The following is an 18,148-nucleotide window of genomic DNA, read 5'->3' as shown; positions in this document are numbered from 1 at the left end:
GCTAGAAGTGGGGGGGTTACCGCCTGAGCGACTTCACCGTCGGTGTGCTCCAAGTTGGCGTTTGGGTGAACGGTTTCCTGCTGGTCACGCGCACGACAAGCCCTCTTTAATACGCGCGTGTAACCTGATTTTCCCGATCCGTTATCGCCATAAATGACCGTCAGCCCCGAGGGGGCAATGGTCAGCGTTTGATTGCGCGCAATGGCGTTGACATGCGTCAAGTCCTTTAACTCATGCACCAGAACTTGTCTGGTAACCCCCCCACTTCTAGCGGTCGCCAGAAGTGGAGCTAAGCGGCCATCGCCAACTTCATGGCAGGCGTGATGCCGCCGAGCGCCATATTCGGGCGCTCGTGGTTGTACGTCCATAGCCAGCGGGTGGCTTTGTCCTGCACCTGGTCGATGGTGTCGAACAGGGTGCGGGCGAGCCAGGCGTAGCGGATGGTGCGGTTGTAGCGTTCAACGTAGGCGTTCTGCTGTGGCTTGCCCGGCTGGATGTGCTCGACCCGGATGCCAAGCCGCTGTGCCCAGGACAGCAACGCGCCACTGATGTATTCAGGGCCGTTGTCGCAGCGGATCACGGCGGGCTTGCCGCGCCACTCGATGATCTGCTCCAGCGATCGGATCACCCGGGCTGACGGCAGCGACAGATCCACCTCGATCCCCAGCCCCTCGCGATTGAAGTCGTCGAGCACATTGAACAGCCGGAAGCTGCGGCCGTCGGCCAACTGGTCGTGCATGAAGTCCATCGACCAGACCTGGTTGATGGCCTCCGGCACCGCCAGAGGCTCGGGCCGCTCACGCACCAGCCGCTTCTTCGGCTTGATCCGCAGGTTCAACTCCAGCTCGCGGTAGATCCGGTAGACCCGCTTGTGATTCCAGCCAAAGCCCTTCACGTTGCGCAGGTACAGGTAGCACAGGCCAAAGCCCCAGTCGCGATGGGCGGTCGTCAGGCGGACCAGCCAGTCGGCGATCCGGGCGTTCTGCTCGCTGGCCTTGGCCTGGTAGCGGAAGTAGGTCTGGCTCACCGCGAAGGTCTGGCAGGCGTGGCGGATGTTCGTGCGCCCGCTCGTGACTGCCGATTGGGCCATCTCGCGTCGCTGAGATGGCCTCACCATTTTTTTGCGAGCGCTTCCTTCAGCAGGTCGGTACTGAGCTGCGCCTCGGCGTACATCTTCTTGAGCCGGCGGTTCTCCTCCTCCAACTCCTTCATGCGTGCGACCATGGACACGTCCATGCCGCCGAACTTGCTACGCCACTTGTAGAACGTGGCCGAGCTGATGCCGTGCTCGCGGCACAGCTCCGGCACGGGCGCACCGGCCTGGGCCTGCTTGAGCACGGCGATGATCTGGCTGTCGGTAAAGCGGGACTTCTTCATGGAACCTCCTCGGGAAAGGGTACGAGAAAATTCCACTTCTGGCGTCTGCTAATGGGCGGGGGGATTACCGTCTGCCGACACCAGGCTGAACCGGGATCTGTGCCTCAGTCAGGGGCACTGCGACACGACCTTGGGGGTCCTCAATGCCGACACTCGCTTTGAGCAAAGCAAGCAGATCATCCTCATCTTGCTCACTCAGTTGGTTCTGAGCCAACAACCTAGCAATAGCATCGCTCTGCCAAGTAGGCAACGTTTGCGACCAAGCGAAAATTTCGCGAAGAACAGTCATTTACACTCCCCTCGATATGTGATCTAGCGCCCCCTTGACATTCAAACAGAGGGGGATATTAGTTATTCCACCCCAGATAGATAAATTGCCACTATGAAAGTAGAAAAATTCTGGAATAGCGTTTTGCTTGCAGCACTTTCCCGCCTCCCCACGGAAGAAGGTAAGCGAGAAGCAAGTTCAGAAGCCATGACCTCCGCCTGGGCCACCCCCACACACGGAGGCGACAGATGTCCCGTTCAACGTTAGAAGCTGACCAAAATAGTGCCGAAGTCGAACAGGCCATAGTCCACGCACTTCGAATTGACTCAGATCACCGAGCCACCAACGCAGCGGCGCGACCGACCGATATTCATACCAATCCAGCACACGATCCAGATCGATCGATTGCAACTGAGCACCAAAACGCTCCCCCTCCTCTGATTGAAAATGAGCTAACGATTCGAGCTGTGATTTGGCGGCTCGCATACGAAAGATCTGCCCAGCACGATACGAACGACGACCCAAAACGTGTTTTTCCAGAAATCTGCGGCGACATGGCTGTTCGCTTTTATGCGCGATCTTGGCCCGATGATCAGGCGCATACACGCAGCACAGGTTACAGGACGTGGCTACACACCTATCTTCGTCAACTGACCCAAGCGATACCCGCATCGGCTGAAATCTCCGCCGATGAAGCGCTTCGTGACGCTTGGTTTGATGATGTCAACATCAATGACTTTCCACGCGATTATTTCTGGATACCGCCACAAGCCTAACCGTGAGGCTCGTTACTTGGACGGCCAACACCCCCATAATCAGCAGGAAAATCAAAGTTCGGCCCAGCCCAAGACACTTCAAAGGGTTTAACAGGGATCACCTCGCCATCAACACGCATCAGTGGACGCAGAGGCGAATTTTCATCCATTTCCGCGAACCCATCACCCTCATCGGCTGCTGGAGCGACCTTGACGGCAGAAAGCTCTTGGAGAAGAGCGGCAAGATCTTTCGTCTTACGCAAAATTCGGCAATAGCCTCCTGTTGAAATTGCCATGGTGTGGATGGGCTCCTCGCCATCCTTGGCCTGACTCATCAAGTGATTGACATAGCCTTGGAACTCTTTGACTGGTAAACCGAGCGGGAGCCAGTCGCGAACAACACTTTCATTCTCGCTCGATTCACCGCCCTGTGGCCTAACGACAATGCCAAGACGCTTGCGAAATGCCCCGGTCACTGTTGCTTTTCGAACTGCATACGCTTTGATGGTCTGATTGGGACTAACGCTAGCGAGTGTCATCGCCAGCGGAAAGTCAGCAAATACCTGTTTCGAAAGCGCTTCAAGACCATGAGAAGACAGGCTTCCTTGCAGCACTGCGCGCAGATACGGCTCCAAGCAAAGGCGATTGAGCGTTTCGCCGGCTGCATCAGTAGACCAGTAGCTAAAATGATGGCAGCGCAGCGACCTCAACATTAGCTGCCGCTTCTCCTCACTTGTTGGATCTTCTGCCTGATCCGTCGCGATTTTCATTGCTGCCGTGTAGGCATATTTCGCGCGACTCACCCCATCAGCGCGCTTTTTCACTTTCCACTCAGAGCTGAATTTGCTTACTTCTGGCTTGATCTCAAAAAGAAAAAAGCGACCACGAATAAGCTGGGCCAAGTCGCCGAGGCGACTCTCAGCATTCCCGGCCAAGTTGAGGCCGGCTTCCGGAAACACCCTCCCCCTCGCAAAAAGCCATTGCAGATCCCTCATTGCAACAACGGCAGACACTTCCCAAAGATTCGACACAGGTCACTCCTGAAAAATTGACAAACTAGTGAGCGATGGATGCGGCTTACGGACCATAAGCATAGAGCCGAGCTTTAGCGCGAAAGCTCGGCCTTTTGACGCAGCGCTCTATCGCGCGCCTCCCCATAGCGAAGTTCCCTCAGCACCCGCGCCGTAGCCTCCCCCAGCTCATCGGCCAATGCCTGCTCGCCAATGGCCCCCATCACTTGCTCCCAGAAGCCTGCCGCCCGCACGAAACCCAGACGCGGCCCTATTGCAGATCGGCGTCGCGAGATCGAAGGTGTGATGGTCGGGTTGACTGGCTGTGGTGCGGGCGCTGGATCCAAGATTTCAGCCAAAGCTTCGAGCGGCATCTGGATCAATCCGTCGATCTTGCGGGCACCCGGATAGCGCCCCGACTGCATGCCTTCGCGCACGCGCTGCACGACCCCTCTCGTGTTTTGGCCACGAAGCACATGTGCGACCTCGTCCGGCCGAAGTGCATAGCGCTGCGGATACAACTCTCGAAGCGTTTGAAGCGCGCTTGCAGACATGTGCGATGGGCCGTCCTTAGACCAACTATAAGCGTCTTATAGCGCAGTCAAAGCGGCCTTGGAAGCTGTGGCAATCCCGTGGCGAACAAGCGCTGCTTGAATGTGCTTAAAGGAGTCTGGTCCTGCATCGCATTCTAATACATTCAAATGCAGAGCGTTACGAAACAATAGGTTAGATCAGATGGACGCAAGTGTTCCATTTCCCCTCTTCCTTAGGAGGGGGACGCTCTATCCAGCTGAGCTACGGGGCCAAGGGCGGCATTGTCGCACGATCGTTGCGATTGCCAAGCCGGTAGGTGGCCGGCGGAGCCTGCTAAAATCGCCGGCTACCGTGTTGCGGATGGCTCGGCCACCGTGACCGCCACTGTTTCCAGGAGATCCCATGTCCGCTGACCTGCTCAAGGCGCTCGACCTCGCTGCGTCCAATTCCGGCACCTATCTTGGCGAGGCGACCTGGTCGCAGGCCACCGGCGCCGGGGTGCTGCAGCCGCTCAATCCGACCACCAATGCGGTGATCGCCGAGGTGCAGGCCACCACGCCGGAAGATTACGAGTTGATCGTCCGGCGCGCCCAGGCAGCCTTCAAGGTGTGGCGTACCACGCCGGCGCCGCGTCGCGGTGAGGCCGTGCGCCTGTGCGGCGAGGCGCTGCGTGCGCACAAGGATGCGCTCGGTTCGCTGGTGGCGCTGGAAATGGGCAAGAGCAAGCCAGAAGGCGACGGCGAAGTGCAGGAGATGATCGACATCGCTGACTTTGCCGTGGGCCAGAGCCGCATGCTCTACGGCTACACCATGCATTCGGAGCGCCCCGGCCACCGCATGTACGAGCAGTACCAGCCGCTGGGGCTGGTGGGCATCATCAGCGCGTTCAACTTCCCGGTGGCGGTGTGGGCCTGGAATGCGTTTTTGGCGGCGATTTGCGGCGATATCTGCATCTGGAAGCCGTCCAACAAGACGCCGCTGACCGCGATCGCGACGATGAAGATCTGCAACGCGGCACTGAAGGACGCCGGCTTCCCGGACATCTTCTTCCTGATCAACGATGCCGGCACGGCGCTGTCGGAAAAGCTGGTCGAAGACACCCGCGTGCCGCTGATCAGCTTCACCGGTTCGACCCAGATTGGCCGCGTGGTGGCAGAGAAAGTCGCCCGTCGCCTGGGCCGCTGCCTGCTGGAATTGGGCGGCAACAACGCCATCATCCTGGACGAAACCGCCGATCTGAAGCTGGCCATCCCGGGCATCGTATTCGGTGCCGTCGGCACTGCCGGGCAGCGCTGCACCACCACGCGCCGCCTGATCGTGCACACTTCCATCTATGACACCGTGCTGGCGACGCTGGTCAAGGCGTACAAGCAGCTCGACAGCAAGATCGGCGACCCCACCGACCCGGCAAACCTGATGGGCCCGCTCAACAGCCAGGGCGCCGTTGCGCAGTTCCTGGACTCGATCGCCAAGGCCAAGGCGGCCGGCGGCACCGTCGAAGTGGGCGGCACGGCGATCGATCGCCCGGGCAACTTCGTGCTGCCGGCCATTGTCACGGGGCTGCAGAACAGCGACGCAGTGGTGCAGCACGAGACCTTCGCGCCGATCCTGTACGTGATGAAGTACAGCACGCTGGATGAGGCGATCGAGCTGCAGAACGGCGTGCCGCAGGGCCTGTCGTCGTCGATCTTCACCCAGAACCTCAAGGCCGCCGAGAAGTTCCTGTCGGCGGCAGGCAGCGACTGCGGTATCGCCAACGTCAACATCGGCACCTCGGGTGCGGAGATCGGTGGCGCGTTCGGCGGCGAGAAGGAAACCGGCGGCGGGCGCGAGTCTGGCTCGGATGCGTGGAAGGTGTATATGCGTCGTCAGACCAACACCATCAACTACTCCGATTCGCTGCCCCTGGCGCAGGGCATCAAGTTCGATCTTTGATCGAGATTGCATGGCGCGCCGGGCATATGCTCGGCGCGCCGCATGGTCGCAACGAGCCTGTTGCAGCGGCCCGCGCTGCGTAGCCGACGCACACAATCCGGTGGTTCTCGCCATCGCAGCGGCAGTGGCAGCCAGGAAGCGCCGGCGGCGGCAGGCGACGTTCGCCGATCCGGCTCTGTGCAACGTACGCCACCTCTGCACGGGGCGCAGCGTCCGCCGGCGATACAACGCAGGCGCCCCGTGGCACCGGCCCGGCTTGAACCCGCCGGGCCACATGGCGCCCGTTCGGCACCACCGACAGCCAGCGTCCGGCAGGACGCGTCTCGACGGGCATGACCACGCCCTACCCGCACGAGCAGCCATTTCAGCCGCTCCCGCCCGCAAAACCAGCCCCGCAACGACGTTTGGCCGCAAACGGCACGCCTTTTGCCCGGCGGCTCTGGGATAATCATGCGACGCCAGCCTTCGGCTGCCCGCCTTTCAAGGAGTTCATGATGAACGTTGTCGTTCGACAGACCAGCGCCATGGCGATCGTCAGCCTGGTTGCGGGCATTCTCGGCTGGACGCTGATCCCGTTCCTGGGCAGCATCTGCGCCATCATTACCGGGCATCTGGCCCGCGCGGAAATCCGCCGCAATCCCCAGGGTCTGGACGGCGACGGCCTGGCCATCGGCGGCCTCATCATGGGCTGGCTGGCGGTGGCGCTCTGGGTGGTGGGAATCGCGTTTTTCCTGCTGTTCTTTGGCGGCATGGCCTGGCTTGCGGCCGCCAACAGTTGAGCATGGCCACGCCCTCCTCCGCCCAGCGCTTCAACGACCGCGTAGCGGCCTATGTGCGCTACCGGCCCAGTTACCCGCCGCAGCTGCTGCGTTGGCTGCATGACGAACTGGGCGTGACGCCCGCAACGGCAGTGGCCGACATCGGCGCCGGCACCGGCATTTCCAGCCGCCTGTTTCTGGAAGCCGGGCATGCGGTGACGGCGGTGGAGCCCAACCAGGCCATGCGTGACGCGGCGCTGCAGTGGTTGGCGGAATTTCCCAAGTTTCAGGCGATCGACGGCACCGCCGAAGCCACCGGGCTGGCCGATGCCAGCGTGGGCCTGGTGTCTGCGGCGCAGGCCTTCCACTGGTTCGACATGCAGGCCGTGCACGCCGAATGGGCGCGCATCCTGCAGCCCGGCGGGCTGGCGGTGGTGTACTGGAATTCGCGCGAACTGGACAGCACCGCGTTCCTGCGCGGCTACGAGCAGTTGCTGCTGGATTACGGCACCGACTATTCCGCAGTGGCCGAGCGGTATCAAGACGATGCCACCATGCAGGCGTGGTTCGGCGATGGCTTCTGCGCGATGGCGCGCTTTCCGAACGTGCAGCGGCTGGACTTCGAGAGCTTGCGCGGCCGCCTGCTATCGTCCTCGTACGCCCCGCTTGCGCACGACCCACGTCATGCCCCGATGCTCGCCGCACTCCGCACGTTGTTCGATGCATATGCGCACGATGGGCTGATCGACTTCCAATACCAAACCCGCGTGTTCGCCGGGAGATTGAACTGACCCGCATGTATTCGCTTGCCCGCCCCTTTCTGTTTTCCCTGGATGCCGAGCGCGCCCACGCGCTGGCGTTGCGCTCCATCGACACCGCCTACCGCACCGGCACCACGGCATTGCTGGCCAGGCGCCCGGTGCCGCTGCCTACTCCGGCCTTCGGCCTGATGTTCCCCAACCCGGTCGGGCTGGGTGCCGGGCTGGACAAGAACGGCGAGCACATCGATGCGTTGTTTGCGCTGGGCTTCGGCTTTGTCGAGATCGGCACGGTGACGCCGCGCGCGCAGGAGGGCAACCCGAAGCCACGCATGTTCCGATTGCCGGAATACCAGGCGGTGATCAACCGCATGGGCTTCAACAATCTGGGCGTGGATGCGCTGGTGGCCAACGTGCAGCGCGCACGCCGCACGGGAGGCCTGCTCGGCATCAACATCGGCAAGAACAAGGACACGCCCAACGAGGAGGCCACCAGTGACTACCGTTACTGCATGGAGCGCGTGTATCCGCTGGCCGACTACATCACGGTCAACATCTCCTCGCCCAATACTGCAGGCTTGCGCGAGTTGCAGGAAGAACAATCGTTGCGCCGTCTGATTTCCGACTTGCGCGAAACCCAGGAAGTGCTAAGCGCGCAACACGGCAAACGGGTGCCGATGCTGGTCAAGGTGGCGCCGGACCTCAACGACCGCGACATAGATGCCGCCGCACGCGTGCTGGCCGACCTGGCAGTGGATGGCGTGATCGCAACCAACACCACGGTGACACGCACACTGGTGGCCAATCACCCGCTGGCTGCCGAAGCCGGCGGTCTGTCCGGCGCGCCGCTGCTGGGGCAATCCACGTTGGTGCTGCGGCGCCTGCGCGCGCGCCTGCCCGAATCGATTCCGTTGATTGGCGTGGGCGGCATCAACTCCGGCGCCGATGCGGTGGCCAAGATGGCAGCCGGTGCGAGCCTGGTGCAGTGCTACAGCGGGTTGGTGTACCGCGGCCCGCAGCTCATCGGCGAATGCGTCAACGCCATCCGACGCCGTCGCGAAGCACCCAGCGGCGGTGCGGTGTCGCCGTTATGAGCGATGCAGTGCACACAGGCTGGCAGCTGAGCGAACAGGCGCCGCTGCGCGCGCTCAACACCTTCCATGTGGAGGCCACCGCGCGCTGGTTGCTCAACGTCCACGCGCCCGAGGCATTGCCGCAGGCATTGGCCGCGCCCGAGATCGCCGGACAACCGTTGCTGGTGCTGGGCAGCGGCAGCAATGTCTTGCTGGCCGGCGATCCGCCCGGCTGCGTGCTGTGCTTCGACAACCGCCAGACGTCCATCATCGCGCACCGTGCCGACCACGCCATCGTGCGGGCCGGCGCCGGCGTGAACTGGCATGCGCTGGTGCTGTACTCGCTGCAGCAGGGCTTGTCGGGGCTGGAAAATCTGGCACTGATTCCGGGCACCGTGGGCGCCTGCCCGATCCAGAACATCGGCGCGTACGGCGCGCAGGTGGGCGACTTCATCCACGTGGTGGAAGCCTTCGACCGGCATAGCCAGCAGTTCGTGCGGCTGGATGCGGCCGATTGCGCGTTCGGCTACCGCGACAGCGTGTTCAAGCAGCAGCCCGAGCGTTATCTGATCGTGGCGGTGGAATTCAATCTACCGCTGCTGCACGAACTGCGACTGGACTACGCAGGCATTCGCGAGGAACTGGCGCGCATGGGCGCCGAACTGGCGGGCGCGGCCGATGTGGCGCAGGCGGTGATCAACATCCGGCGCCGCAAGTTGCCGGACCCGGATGTGCTGGGCAATGCGGGCAGCTTCTTCAAGAACCCATTGCTGCCGAGCGAACAGATTGCCGCCTTGCAGGCCAGCTTTGCCGACATGCCGGTGTATCCGGGCGAGCAGGCCGGCCAGGGCAAATTGTCCGCCGCCTGGCTGATCGAGCAATGCGGCTGGAAAGGCAAGCGGGAAGGCGATGCCGGCGTGTCGCCCGAGCATGCGCTGGTGCTGGTCAATTACGGCACCGCCACGGGCGCGCAGTTGCTGGATTTCGCGCGGCGCATTGCCGAGTCGGTGCGCGAGCGCTATTCGGTGATCCTGGAACCGGAACCGCGCATCATCGGGGCGCATTGGTGACCCCAGCACAGGTATCGCGGCGAGCCGCGCTGTGGATGCTCACCAGTACCTTCGCCTTCGGGTTGATGGCAATCACCATCCGCCTGGCCTCGAGCACGATTGCGACGACCGAGATCGCATTTTTTCGCAATGCGTTCGGGTTGCTGGCGTTGTTGCCGTTGATCGTGCGGCCGGGCAAGCCGCTGCCGCGCACGCGACAATTGCCGCAGTATTTCGCCCGCACCTTGATCGGCCTGGCCTCGATGCTGTGCGGGTTTTGGGCGATCGGCCATCTGCCCCTGTCGCAGGCCATCTCGCTCTCCTACTCCACGCCCTTATTCGTCACCGTGCTGGCCGTGGTGTGGCTGCATGAGCAGGTCCGGCTGCGGCGCTGGCTGGCGGTGGCGGCGGGTTTTATCGGCGTCCTGGTGATCCTGCGACCCGGCTCGTCCACGTTCACGCCCGGCTTGCTGATTGCGCTGTTGGCTGCGGTCATCAGCGCCATCGTCGCGATCCAGATCAAACAGCTCTCGCGCAGCGACGACTCCGACACGGTGGTCTTCTACACCTACGTGTTCTGGGTGCCGATGTCGCTGATTCCGGCGCTGTTCCAATGGAACTGGCCGCAGGGCATCGGCTGGGTATGGCTGGTGGCCACCGGCATCTTCGGCACCGCCGGGCAGTTGTTCTGGACGCGCGCACTCAAGCTGGGCGAAGTCTCTGCGTTGCAGCCGATCAGTTTCATGCAGCTGCCGTTGGTGGCGTTGCTGGGTTGGTGGCTGTTCGGCGAGGCGATCGAACGCCACACCGTGATCGGTGCGGCCATCATCATCGGCGCCAATGTCTATATCGCCCATCGCGAAACGGTGCTGGCGCGTCGCGCCGCTACGCATGCACCAGTGGAAGGCGCCAAGCCGGGCGAGTGAACCCGGCATCCCGACCTGCCTGGGCATGATCGCGAATACATCTGGTCCGGACGCCGACATACACTCCAGTCCCAAGCGCAGCGCACGCTGCGTGGCGTAGCTCTGGCAACCTCATCCGCTGTCGTATCATGGAGTTCGCATGCCGGTTCCAAGCAAGACAATCGGTTTGATCGGTGGAATGAGCTGGGAATCCACGCTGCCCTACTACCGCATCATCAATCAGCGCGTCCGCCATGCATGCGGCGGCCTGCATTCGGCGAAGCTGCTGCTGTATAGCGTCAATTTCCACGAGATCGAGCGGCTGCAGCACACCGGCGATTGGGATGGCGCTGGCCAGGCGATGGCAGCAGCCGCGCGTGCGTTGCAGGCAGCAGGCGCCGACTTCATCGTGCTGTGCACCAACACCATGCACTGCGTTGCCGACGCGATTACCGCCGCGACGCCACTGCTGCTGCTGCATATCGCCGATGCCACCGCCGACGCGCTGGTCGCAGCGGGCATCAGCCGGGTCGGATTGCTGGGCACGCGCTTCACCATGGAGCAGCCGTTCTATCGCCAGCGCCTGCAGGCACGCGGCCTGGACGTGCTGGTGCCGCCGGCGGAGGCACGCGCACAACTGCATCGCGTGATCTACGACGAACTCTGCCAGGGCGTGATCAAGCCCGAATCGCGCGAATACTTCTGCAAGGTCATGGGGGAGCTCGGCCAGCACGGTGCGCAAGCGATCATCCTGGGCTGCACCGAGATTTCGCTGCTGGTGGACAGCACCGATGCGCAGTTGCCGTTGTTCGACACCACCGCACTGCACGCCGAGGCAGCGGCGCTGGTGAGCGTATCCGGCTGATGCGCAGCGAACGCCCGAACGCGCGCGGTAACCGAAGCCCGCAGGCGTGTTTGCGCCAGGCCTGATGGGTGCCATCGGCAATTGATTGGCGAAACGGCGTAGCGACGGCCCCGCCCGGCAGCTAGCATTGCCTGCTCGGCGCATCAGCAGGCTTCAATGGCAATGCGCGCCACCCGCGACAGGATGCGACTGCATGACCACCCATGCCCCACCGACGCAGCTCACCCGCAGCGATTACAAAACCCTGGGCTTGTCCGCGCTGGGCGGCGCGCTGGAGTTCTACGATTTCATCATCTTCATTTTTTTCGCGAAGGTGCTGGGCGAGCTGTTCTTTCCGCCCGGTATTCCGGAGTGGACGCGGCAACTGCAGACATTCGGCATCTTTGCGGCCGGCTACCTGATCCGGCCGTTGGGCGGCATTGTGATGGCGCATTTTGGCGATCTGCTTGGTCGCAAGCGCATGTTCGCGCTGAGCATCGGATTGATGGCGCTGCCCACACTGGCCATCGGCGTGCTGCCGACCTACGCGCAGATCGGCCTGGCCGCGCCGCTGCTGCTGTTGACGATGCGCCTGCTGCAGGGCGCAGCCATCGGTGGCGAAGTGCCCAGTGCGTGGGTGTTCGTGGCAGAACACGTCCCCGCGCGGCGCACAGGGCTGGCCTGCGGCACCTTGACCGCTGGCCTGGCTGCCGGCGTGCTGCTTGGTTCGCTGAGTGCCGGCGCACTGAATCGTGCGTTTTCTCCGGAGGAAATCGCCGAGTACGCCTGGCGGCTGCCGTTTTTGGCCGGCGGCATCTTCGGCCTGCTGTCGGTGTACCTGCGGCGCTGGCTGCATGAAACGCCGGTGTTCGCCGAACTGGTCGCCATGCGCGCGTTGGCGCGCGAGACGCCACTGAAGGTGGTGCTGCGCGATCACCCGCGCAGTCTGGCAATGTCGCTCTGGCTGACCTGGGTGATCGCCGCCGCAGTGCTGGTGGTGTCGCTGATGACGCCCACGCTGCTGCAGAGTGCGTACGGCTATCCGGCACCGGTGGCATTGCAGGCCAATCTTCTGGCAGTGCTGCTGCAGGCGATCGGCTCGGTGGTGGCCGGGGCACTCTCTGACCGTTGGGGCAACGGGCGTGTGCTGCTGGCCGGCAGCGTGCTTTTGGGTATCAGCGCATGGCTGTTCTACCGCTTTGCGGGCGACCCGCGCCTGCTGTTTCCGCTCTATGCCCTGCTCGGCGCTGCGCTAGGCGTGCTGGGTGCAATTCCGCGCGTGATGGTCGAGGCGTTTCCACCGGTGGTTCGGCTGTCCGGCGTGTCGTTCGCCTACAACCTGGGCTATGCCGTATTCGGCGGCCTGACTCCGCTGCTGGTGGTGATGCTGCTCAAGCAGCACCCGATGGGGCCGGCGTACTACGTCATCTTGCTGGCTTCCATCGGCGCCATGGTTGGCGCCCGGTTATCGCAACGGGAGCGGATCGGCCGCGGTTAATCGGCAAACGGCACGCGCCCGGTCTGCTCCGCCACCGCTCCAGCCGGCGTGCGCCAATGCGGCCGCCGCGCGCCGCGGAACATCACCAGATACAGCCCGACCACCCATACCAGCGCGGCCGACCAGCCGCCCAGGATGTCGGACGGGTAATGCACGCCCAGGTAGATGCGCGAGATGCCCACCAGCAGCGCGAACACGCTGGCGACAATGGTCACCGGCCAGCGCCAGCGCGTGTTCCAGGCCAGTGCGATGACCACCGCTGCCAATGTCATCGAGCCCATCGCGTGGCCGCTGGGAAAACTGAACGTGCTCTCCGGCGCGATCGATTCCCACAAGCTGGGGCGGTCGCGCTGGAAAAACTGCTTGGCGCCCATGTTCAACAGCGCCGAGCCGCCGAATCCCAGCGCGGCAAACGTGCCCTCGCGCCGGCGCTGCAAGACCAGCAACACCAGCACGATGGCGATATCGGCCGGAATCACGCCGTACTGGTAGCCCGCCTTGGAGATCGCACCAAAGAACGCATCCAGGCCGGGCGTGGCGATGCTGCGCATGCTCCACAGCAGCGGCTCGTCGAAGTAGACATTTTCCAGCGCGTGGACCTCATCGGCCAGGTCCACGAACAGCCCGAGCGGCAGCAGCACCCCGGCAAACAGCAACGCCATGCGCCACGCATTGCTACGCAACCATCCCTTGAACCCGGCCGGCGATTCAGCCGGCGCGGCGGACATAGGTACGTTCGACGTATTGATCGATCAATTCAATGAATTCGTAGGCGATGTTTTCGCCGCGCAAGGTGACGCTCTTTTCGCCATCGATGAACACCGGTGCCGACGGTGCCTCGCCCGTGCCCGGCAGCGAAATCCCGATATTGGCGTGGCGCGATTCGCCCGGCCCGTTGACCACGCAGCCCATCACCGCCAGGGTCATGTTTTCCGCGCCGGGGTTGGTGATCTTCCATTCCGGCATCTTGGCGCGCACATGGTTCTGCACCACGCCGGCCAGCTCCTGGAAGAACTCGGAGGTGGTGCGGCCGCACCCCGGGCAGGCGGTGACCATCGGGGTAAACGCACGCTGGCCGGTGGTCTGCAGCAGTTCCTGCGCCACCACCACTTCCTGGGTGCGCGACTGCCCAGGCTCGGGCGTCAGCGAGATGCGGATGGTGTCGCCGATGCCTTCCTGCAGCAGCACGCTCAGTGCCGCCGCCGAGGCCACGATGCCCTTGCTGCCGATACCGGCCTCGGTCAGGCCAAGATGCAGCGCGAAATCGCAGCGGCTGGCCATGTCGCGGTACACCGCGATCAGCTCCTGTACGCCGGACACTTTGGCCGACAGGATGATGCGCTCGCGCGGCAGGCCCAGCTCCACCGCACGCTCGGCCGAATCCACCGCCGAGCGGATCAGCGCCTCGCGCAGCACCCGGCCGGCATCCCACGGGGTGTCGCGTTGCGAATTTTCGTCCATCAGCTGCGCTGCCAGCGACTGGTCCAGCGAGCCCCAGTTGGCACCAATGCGCACCGGCTTGCCGTACTTGATGGCGAACTCGATCAATTGACCGAACTGCAGATCCTTCTTCTTGCCGAACCCGACATTGCCCGGATTGATGCGGTACTTGGCCAGCGCCTCGGCACAGGCCGGCTCGGCAGCGAGCAGTTGATGGCCGTTGTAATGGAAGTCGCCGATCAAGGGCACTTCGATGCCCATCATGCGCAGCTTGTCGACGATGCGCGGAATGGCGGCAGCGGACTCGGCATTGTTGACGGTCAGGCGCACCATTTCCGAGCCGGCGCGCCACAGATCGGCGACCTGCTTGACGCTGCCGGCGATGTCGGCGGTGTCGGTGTTGGTCATCGACTGGACGACGACCGGATGGCCCCCGCCCACGGTCACGCTGCCGATCTTGACGGCCTGGGTGATGCGACGCGGCCAGGCGGTGGCGTCGGCGGGAGGGGTTGGGCGGGTCACGGCGTCATGCATCGCGCTATTTTAGCCTGTCCGCCGTGCGCTCACAGCTGAAGCGAGAGGCGCACCGATCTCTAGAGCGTGTGATGTACGTTGAGGTGAGTGCGAAGCGTCCGGTGGCGCGTCGAGACAGGGCGTGCGCTGCGGCCCAGGATGGCCGCCTGGGCAAGGCGCGCAACGCGGTATCGGCGCGCCACAGGACGCTTCCCGGAGGGTTGGCCGCCAGCGGAACGCAGCGGGCGGCCAACGCATCTCATCTCAACGTGATCACACGCCCCAGGCCGATGCGACGGTTTGTCGCAGGCCACCATCTTCCCAAGCGCATAGCATTGCCGTGATGAACAGCTCCGACGCTTCCTTCCTGCGGACCCTCTGCAGCCTGCGCTGGCTGGCCACCGCCGGCCAGGCCGCCACCATCCTGGTCGCCACCGGGCTGATGGGCCTGAACCTGCCGCAGCAACCCCTATGGGCCGGCGTAGCCGCGTTGGCGGTCTTCAACCTGTATGCGCAGCTGCGTGTGGCGCACCGCGGCGCGGTGAGCCCGGCCACCGAGTTCGGCCACATCCTGGTCGACGTGACGGTCCTGACCTGGATGGTGGGCTGGAGCGGTGGCATCGCCAACCCGTTCGGTTCGTTGTTCCTGGTGCTGATTGCGCTGGCCGCATTGGCGCTGCCGCTGAGCTGGGCGATGGCGGTGGCGGCATCGTGCGTGGCCGGCTATGTGATCAGCGCAGCGTTCGGGCTGCCGCTGCCTTATGGCGGCTTCGACCCGCTCAGCCTGCACATGTGGGGCATGGCGGCCAACTTCCTGCTGTCCACCGTGGTGGTGCTGGCGTTCGCGACACGGCTGGCTTTTTCCATGCGCGAGCGCGAACGCGAGATCTCCACCTTGCGTGAGCGCTTTGCGCGCAACGAAGGCATCGTGGCGCTGGCCACGCACGCAGCGTCGGTGGCGCACGAATTAAACACGCCGCTGGCCACCATGACCCTGCTGGTGGACGACATCGCCGACCAGTGCGAGCAAGGCGAATTGCGCGAAGACCTGGATACCTTGCGCGAGCTGCTGGTGCAGTGCCACGAACGCGTCCTGGCCTTGGCGGCACCTGCCGACAACGGCCATCTGAGCCGCGAGGTGGCCGTGAAAGAAGTGCTGGAACAATGGCGCCTGGTGCGCCCCACCATCGAACTGCGCCGCAACGAGGACGCGCCCATGCGCCTGATGCTGCAGCCCGGCGTCAGCCACCTGCTGATGGTGTTGCTCAACAACGCCGCCGATGCGGGCGAACGTGTCGGGCGCCCGCAGATCGATCTGACGCTGCGGGTGGAACACGACCATCTCAGCGGCGAAGTACGCGACTACGGACCCGGCTTCGACACCGCGCAAGCGATGCTGCCGGGCACGCTGTTCAATAGCGGCAAGCACGACGGCATGGGCGTGGGGTTGGCGCTCTCGCATGCCACTGTCGAACGCCTGCAGGGCGAGTTGTGGATGCTGCCCGCCGAAGGCAGCGGCGCGCGCGTCGGTTTCCGTCTGCCCCTCTCCGACCACGAGGCACTCGCATGACAAGTCCCCCGATCCGTACCGGTCTGCTGGTCGACGACGACACCTTGTACCTGCGCACGCTGCAACGCAGCCTTGCACGCCGCGGCGTGGAAACGCTCACCGCCACCGATGCAGCCAGCGCGTTGTCCACGGCACGCAGCGCGATGCCGGATTTTGCATTGATCGATCTCAAGCTCGGCCACGATTCCGGTTTGAGCCTGATCCAGCCGCTGCGCGAGATCCGCACCGACATGCGCATCCTGCTGGTCACCGGTTACGCCAGCATCGCCACGGCGGTGGAGGCGATCAAACTCGGCGCCGATGACTACCTGCCCAAGCCGGCCAATATTCCCACCATCATGCGCGCGCTGGGCGAAGAGGATGACGAGTTGCCAGAGCCGGACGAAGAAGAAAGCGCACAGGAAATGATGACGCCGCTCAGCCGCTTGCAGTGGGAGCACATCCAGCAGGCGCTGCACGAAACCGGCGGCAACGTGTCGGCGGCCGCGCGGCTGCTGGGCATGCATCGCCGCTCGCTGCAGCGCAAGCTGACCAAGCGCCCGAGCCCCGGGCCGTTACGCTAGCCGTCCCGCCCTGTCGCCGAACCCCACGCGGCATGGACGCTGGGTGGGGGGCTGACAAGGACGCACCTGCAAGCGCGTTCCGCGCCCGTGCGCCGGCCCTGTAGCGGCGCGCAGACCGCGTTGCAGTGCCCTTGTGCGTGCCGAAAAACTACCGCGGCCGACTGCAGGACTTCATCTCACAACGGGCCGAACACGCTTGCCCGACGCGAGGTTGCTGTGATGCCGTCGGCGCCCAGGATCAAGTTGCGCCCCCAGGTGCTCAGTTGTGCCGCATTCCAGCCGATCGCGATATCCAGCGACTTCGTGCTGCTGTCGTTGCCCGACCATGACCAGCCCATGTAGCCAACGTTGTAGTCGCGCGCGCGGCGCATGATCGCCGCTTCGTCCACATGTGCACCGCGATGGTCGCCACCGAATTCGCCGATCACCAGCGCCAGCTTTTTATCGTTGAAGGCACGCAAGTAATTGTTGATCGTGGCATCGCTGCCGAACACTTCGTACATGTGCACGCTGAACATCAGGTTGCGGCGGCTGTCGCGGGCCAGCAGCACAGCGGCGTTGTCGCGCATGTAGAACTGCCAGTCCTGGCCCCAGTTGGGCGCATCCACCATCAAGGCGTGGGTCAATCCATTCTTGCGCAAGGTGGCGATGGCGGTGGCATGGCCGTTGACCCATTCGCTGGCAGTCAGGCTGTTGCCGAACGGTTCGTTGGCGATATTGATGACCACATGGTCTTCGTTGCCGATCAGCGCCTTGCGGATGCCGACCCAGTAATTGGTCGCATTGACCAGATTCGCAGCGGCGGTGTCTTCGCCGTAGCCGGTGGTGTCGTGGACCTCCAGCACGGCGATCAAGCCCAGGCTCTTGCAGCGCGCGATGATGCGGACCACATCGGCCTCCGGTGTGCGCGTCCAGCGGTAGCCGGAACTGAGCACGACGCGCACGCTGTTGGCGCCGGTGGCCGCGATGGCTGCCAAAGCCGCATCGGTGCGGCCCGCATACCAGGCATGCGGAAGGTTGACGCCGCGCAGCACCAATGCGTTGCCATTGGACTCGCGCAACTGCGTACCGGACACCGTAAGCCCTGCATGGGCGGCAGACGACAGCGCCAGACCGGCGACGACGAGGAGCGTGCGTTGTGCAAAAGACAGCAATGAATTCACGATGATTCCAAAATAGAAATGACAAGAGCCGCGATGGCGAAACTCACAGCGCGAGTGAAGACTGTGTCAATTCGTGACACGCATAAGGCGAATGCACATCACAAAAGCAGACATCGGCGAAAGAGCATTGGTTGC

General features: G+C 63.6%; 17 protein-coding genes. 11 read left to right on the top strand and 6 right to left on the bottom strand.

Annotation, left to right across the window (positions count from 1 at the left end; all coding sequences use genetic code 11):
- Positions 1-289: 289 nt before the first annotated feature.
- Positions 290-1,377 (bottom strand): IS3-like element ISXac2 family transposase gene (locus ACCQ15_RS09310; protein ID WP_506187856.1). Its coding sequence is split into 2 segments (ribosomal slippage): positions 290-1,125 and positions 1,125-1,377, totalling 1,089 coding nucleotides; the frame shifts between segments, so codons are not numbered across the junction.
- 516 nt (positions 1,378-1,893) lie between these two features.
- Between ACCQ15_RS09310 and ACCQ15_RS09305 the strand changes: the two genes are divergently transcribed.
- On the top strand, positions 1,894-2,421 hold the full coding sequence (locus ACCQ15_RS09305; protein WP_126720826.1) for a hypothetical protein: 528 nt from the start codon (positions 1,894-1,896) through the stop codon (positions 2,419-2,421).
- On the opposite strand, the gene ACCQ15_RS09300 is transcribed toward ACCQ15_RS09305, so the two are convergent.
- Both ACCQ15_RS09300 and ACCQ15_RS09295 read right to left on the bottom strand, forming a co-directional pair.
- A complete protein-coding gene (locus ACCQ15_RS09300; protein ID WP_372156605.1) occupies positions 2,418-3,431 on the bottom strand; it encodes a hypothetical protein in 1,014 nt (337 codons plus the stop codon). The two genes, ACCQ15_RS09305 and ACCQ15_RS09300, sit on opposite strands and share 4 nt — an antisense overlap.
- Positions 3,432-3,505: 74 nt before the next feature.
- A complete protein-coding gene (locus ACCQ15_RS09295) occupies positions 3,506-3,856 on the bottom strand; it encodes a hypothetical protein (protein WP_005924468.1) in 351 nt (116 codons plus the stop codon).
- A 490-nt stretch (positions 3,857-4,346) separates the two neighbouring features.
- Between ACCQ15_RS09295 and amaB the strand changes: the two genes are divergently transcribed.
- The 8 genes from amaB to ACCQ15_RS09255 all read left to right on the top strand — a co-directional run bounded on the left by amaB (position 4,347) and on the right by ACCQ15_RS09255 (position 12,764).
- Entirely contained in the window at positions 4,347-5,879 is a 1,533-nt protein-coding gene (gene amaB / locus ACCQ15_RS09290; RefSeq protein ID WP_104540491.1) for an L-piperidine-6-carboxylate dehydrogenase, read from the top strand.
- A 494-nt stretch (positions 5,880-6,373) separates the two neighbouring features.
- Positions 6,374-6,658, top strand: a complete 285-nt coding sequence (locus ACCQ15_RS09285) for a DUF4190 domain-containing protein (protein WP_011347158.1) — start codon at positions 6,374-6,376, stop codon at positions 6,656-6,658.
- 2 nt (positions 6,659-6,660) lie between these two features.
- The gene (locus ACCQ15_RS09280; RefSeq protein ID WP_008571242.1) at positions 6,661-7,428 is read left to right on the top strand and encodes a class I SAM-dependent methyltransferase; all 768 of its coding nucleotides are present in this window, start codon (positions 6,661-6,663) and stop codon (positions 7,426-7,428) included.
- 5 nt (positions 7,429-7,433) lie between these two features.
- Positions 7,434-8,489 carry a quinone-dependent dihydroorotate dehydrogenase gene (locus tag ACCQ15_RS09275; RefSeq protein WP_014090028.1) on the top strand — a complete coding sequence of 352 codons (1,056 nt, stop codon included), beginning with the start codon at positions 7,434-7,436 and terminating at the stop codon, positions 8,487-8,489.
- On the top strand, positions 8,486-9,538 hold the full coding sequence (murB, locus tag ACCQ15_RS09270; protein WP_218561283.1) for a UDP-N-acetylmuramate dehydrogenase: 1,053 nt from the start codon (positions 8,486-8,488) through the stop codon (positions 9,536-9,538). The genes ACCQ15_RS09275 and murB overlap by 4 nt, the downstream gene beginning before the upstream one ends.
- Positions 9,532-10,443, top strand: coding sequence for a DMT family transporter (locus tag ACCQ15_RS09265; RefSeq protein WP_029819248.1), 912 nt, complete (start codon positions 9,532-9,534; stop codon positions 10,441-10,443). The genes murB and ACCQ15_RS09265 overlap by 7 nt, the downstream gene beginning before the upstream one ends.
- 139 nt (positions 10,444-10,582) lie before the next feature.
- A complete protein-coding gene (locus ACCQ15_RS09260) occupies positions 10,583-11,287 on the top strand; it encodes an aspartate/glutamate racemase family protein (RefSeq protein WP_218561282.1) in 705 nt (234 codons plus the stop codon).
- Positions 11,288-11,480: 193 nt separating this feature from the next.
- Complete coding sequence (locus ACCQ15_RS09255; protein WP_014090024.1) at positions 11,481-12,764, top strand: MFS transporter; 1,284 nt, start codon at positions 11,481-11,483, stop codon at positions 12,762-12,764.
- Here the strand turns inward: ACCQ15_RS09255 and ACCQ15_RS09250 are convergent.
- Entirely contained in the window at positions 12,761-13,492 is a 732-nt protein-coding gene (locus tag ACCQ15_RS09250) for a phosphatase PAP2 family protein (protein ID WP_122272700.1), read from the bottom strand. The genes ACCQ15_RS09255 and ACCQ15_RS09250 overlap by 4 nt on opposite strands.
- A complete protein-coding gene (ispG, locus tag ACCQ15_RS09245; RefSeq protein ID WP_003481991.1) occupies positions 13,473-14,738 on the bottom strand; it encodes a flavodoxin-dependent (E)-4-hydroxy-3-methylbut-2-enyl-diphosphate synthase in 1,266 nt (421 codons plus the stop codon). Before ispG ends, ACCQ15_RS09250 begins: the two co-directional genes overlap by 20 nt.
- Before the next feature lie 322 nt (positions 14,739-15,060).
- Here ispG and ACCQ15_RS09240 point away from each other — a divergent pair, with 322 nt between their 5' ends.
- Together ACCQ15_RS09240 and ACCQ15_RS09235 are read left to right on the top strand one after the other, a co-directional pair.
- Complete coding sequence (locus tag ACCQ15_RS09240) at positions 15,061-16,287, top strand: ATP-binding protein (RefSeq protein ID WP_008571249.1); 1,227 nt, start codon at positions 15,061-15,063, stop codon at positions 16,285-16,287.
- The gene (locus ACCQ15_RS09235; protein ID WP_011347151.1) at positions 16,284-16,850 is read left to right on the top strand and encodes a response regulator transcription factor; all 567 of its coding nucleotides are present in this window, start codon (positions 16,284-16,286) and stop codon (positions 16,848-16,850) included. The genes ACCQ15_RS09240 and ACCQ15_RS09235 overlap by 4 nt, the downstream gene beginning before the upstream one ends.
- Positions 16,851-17,026: 176 nt before the next feature.
- Here ACCQ15_RS09235 and ACCQ15_RS09230 read toward each other — a convergent pair whose 3' ends face one another.
- Positions 17,027-18,013 carry a cellulase family glycosylhydrolase gene (locus ACCQ15_RS09230; protein WP_029819244.1) on the bottom strand — a complete coding sequence of 329 codons (987 nt, stop codon included), beginning with the start codon at positions 18,011-18,013 and terminating at the stop codon, positions 17,027-17,029.
- Positions 18,014-18,148: the final 135 nt, after the last annotated feature.

Source organism: Xanthomonas sp. NCPPB 1754 (assembly GCF_041475725.2).
GTDB lineage: Bacteria > Pseudomonadota > Gammaproteobacteria > Xanthomonadales > Xanthomonadaceae > Xanthomonas > Xanthomonas euvesicatoria.
This window is presented reverse-complemented; position numbering and strand designations above follow the sequence as displayed.

What these genes read in the sequence shown, in the direction of transcription:
- ispG (WP_003481991.1), bottom strand. Translation starts at nt 14,738, where the DNA reads ATGCATGACGCCGTGACCCGCCCAACCCCTCCCGCCGACGCCACCGCC.
- ACCQ15_RS09250 (WP_122272700.1), bottom strand. Translation starts at nt 13,492, where the DNA reads ATGTCCGCCGCGCCGGCTGAATCGCCGGCCGGGTTCAAGGGATGGTTG.
- ACCQ15_RS09260 (WP_218561282.1), top strand. Translation starts at nt 10,583, where the DNA reads ATGCCGGTTCCAAGCAAGACAATCGGTTTGATCGGTGGAATGAGCTGG.
- ACCQ15_RS09235 (WP_011347151.1), top strand. Translation starts at nt 16,284, where the DNA reads ATGACAAGTCCCCCGATCCGTACCGGTCTGCTGGTCGACGACGACACC.
- ACCQ15_RS09305 (WP_126720826.1), top strand. Translation starts at nt 1,894, where the DNA reads ATGTCCCGTTCAACGTTAGAAGCTGACCAAAATAGTGCCGAAGTCGAA.
- ACCQ15_RS09275 (WP_014090028.1), top strand. Translation starts at nt 7,434, where the DNA reads ATGTATTCGCTTGCCCGCCCCTTTCTGTTTTCCCTGGATGCCGAGCGC.
- amaB (WP_104540491.1), top strand. Translation starts at nt 4,347, where the DNA reads ATGTCCGCTGACCTGCTCAAGGCGCTCGACCTCGCTGCGTCCAATTCC.
- ACCQ15_RS09240 (WP_008571249.1), top strand. Translation starts at nt 15,061, where the DNA reads ATGAACAGCTCCGACGCTTCCTTCCTGCGGACCCTCTGCAGCCTGCGC.
- ACCQ15_RS09255 (WP_014090024.1), top strand. Translation starts at nt 11,481, where the DNA reads ATGACCACCCATGCCCCACCGACGCAGCTCACCCGCAGCGATTACAAA.
- ACCQ15_RS09280 (WP_008571242.1), top strand. Translation starts at nt 6,661, where the DNA reads ATGGCCACGCCCTCCTCCGCCCAGCGCTTCAACGACCGCGTAGCGGCC.
- ACCQ15_RS09285 (WP_011347158.1), top strand. Translation starts at nt 6,374, where the DNA reads ATGAACGTTGTCGTTCGACAGACCAGCGCCATGGCGATCGTCAGCCTG.
- murB (WP_218561283.1), top strand. Translation starts at nt 8,486, where the DNA reads ATGAGCGATGCAGTGCACACAGGCTGGCAGCTGAGCGAACAGGCGCCG.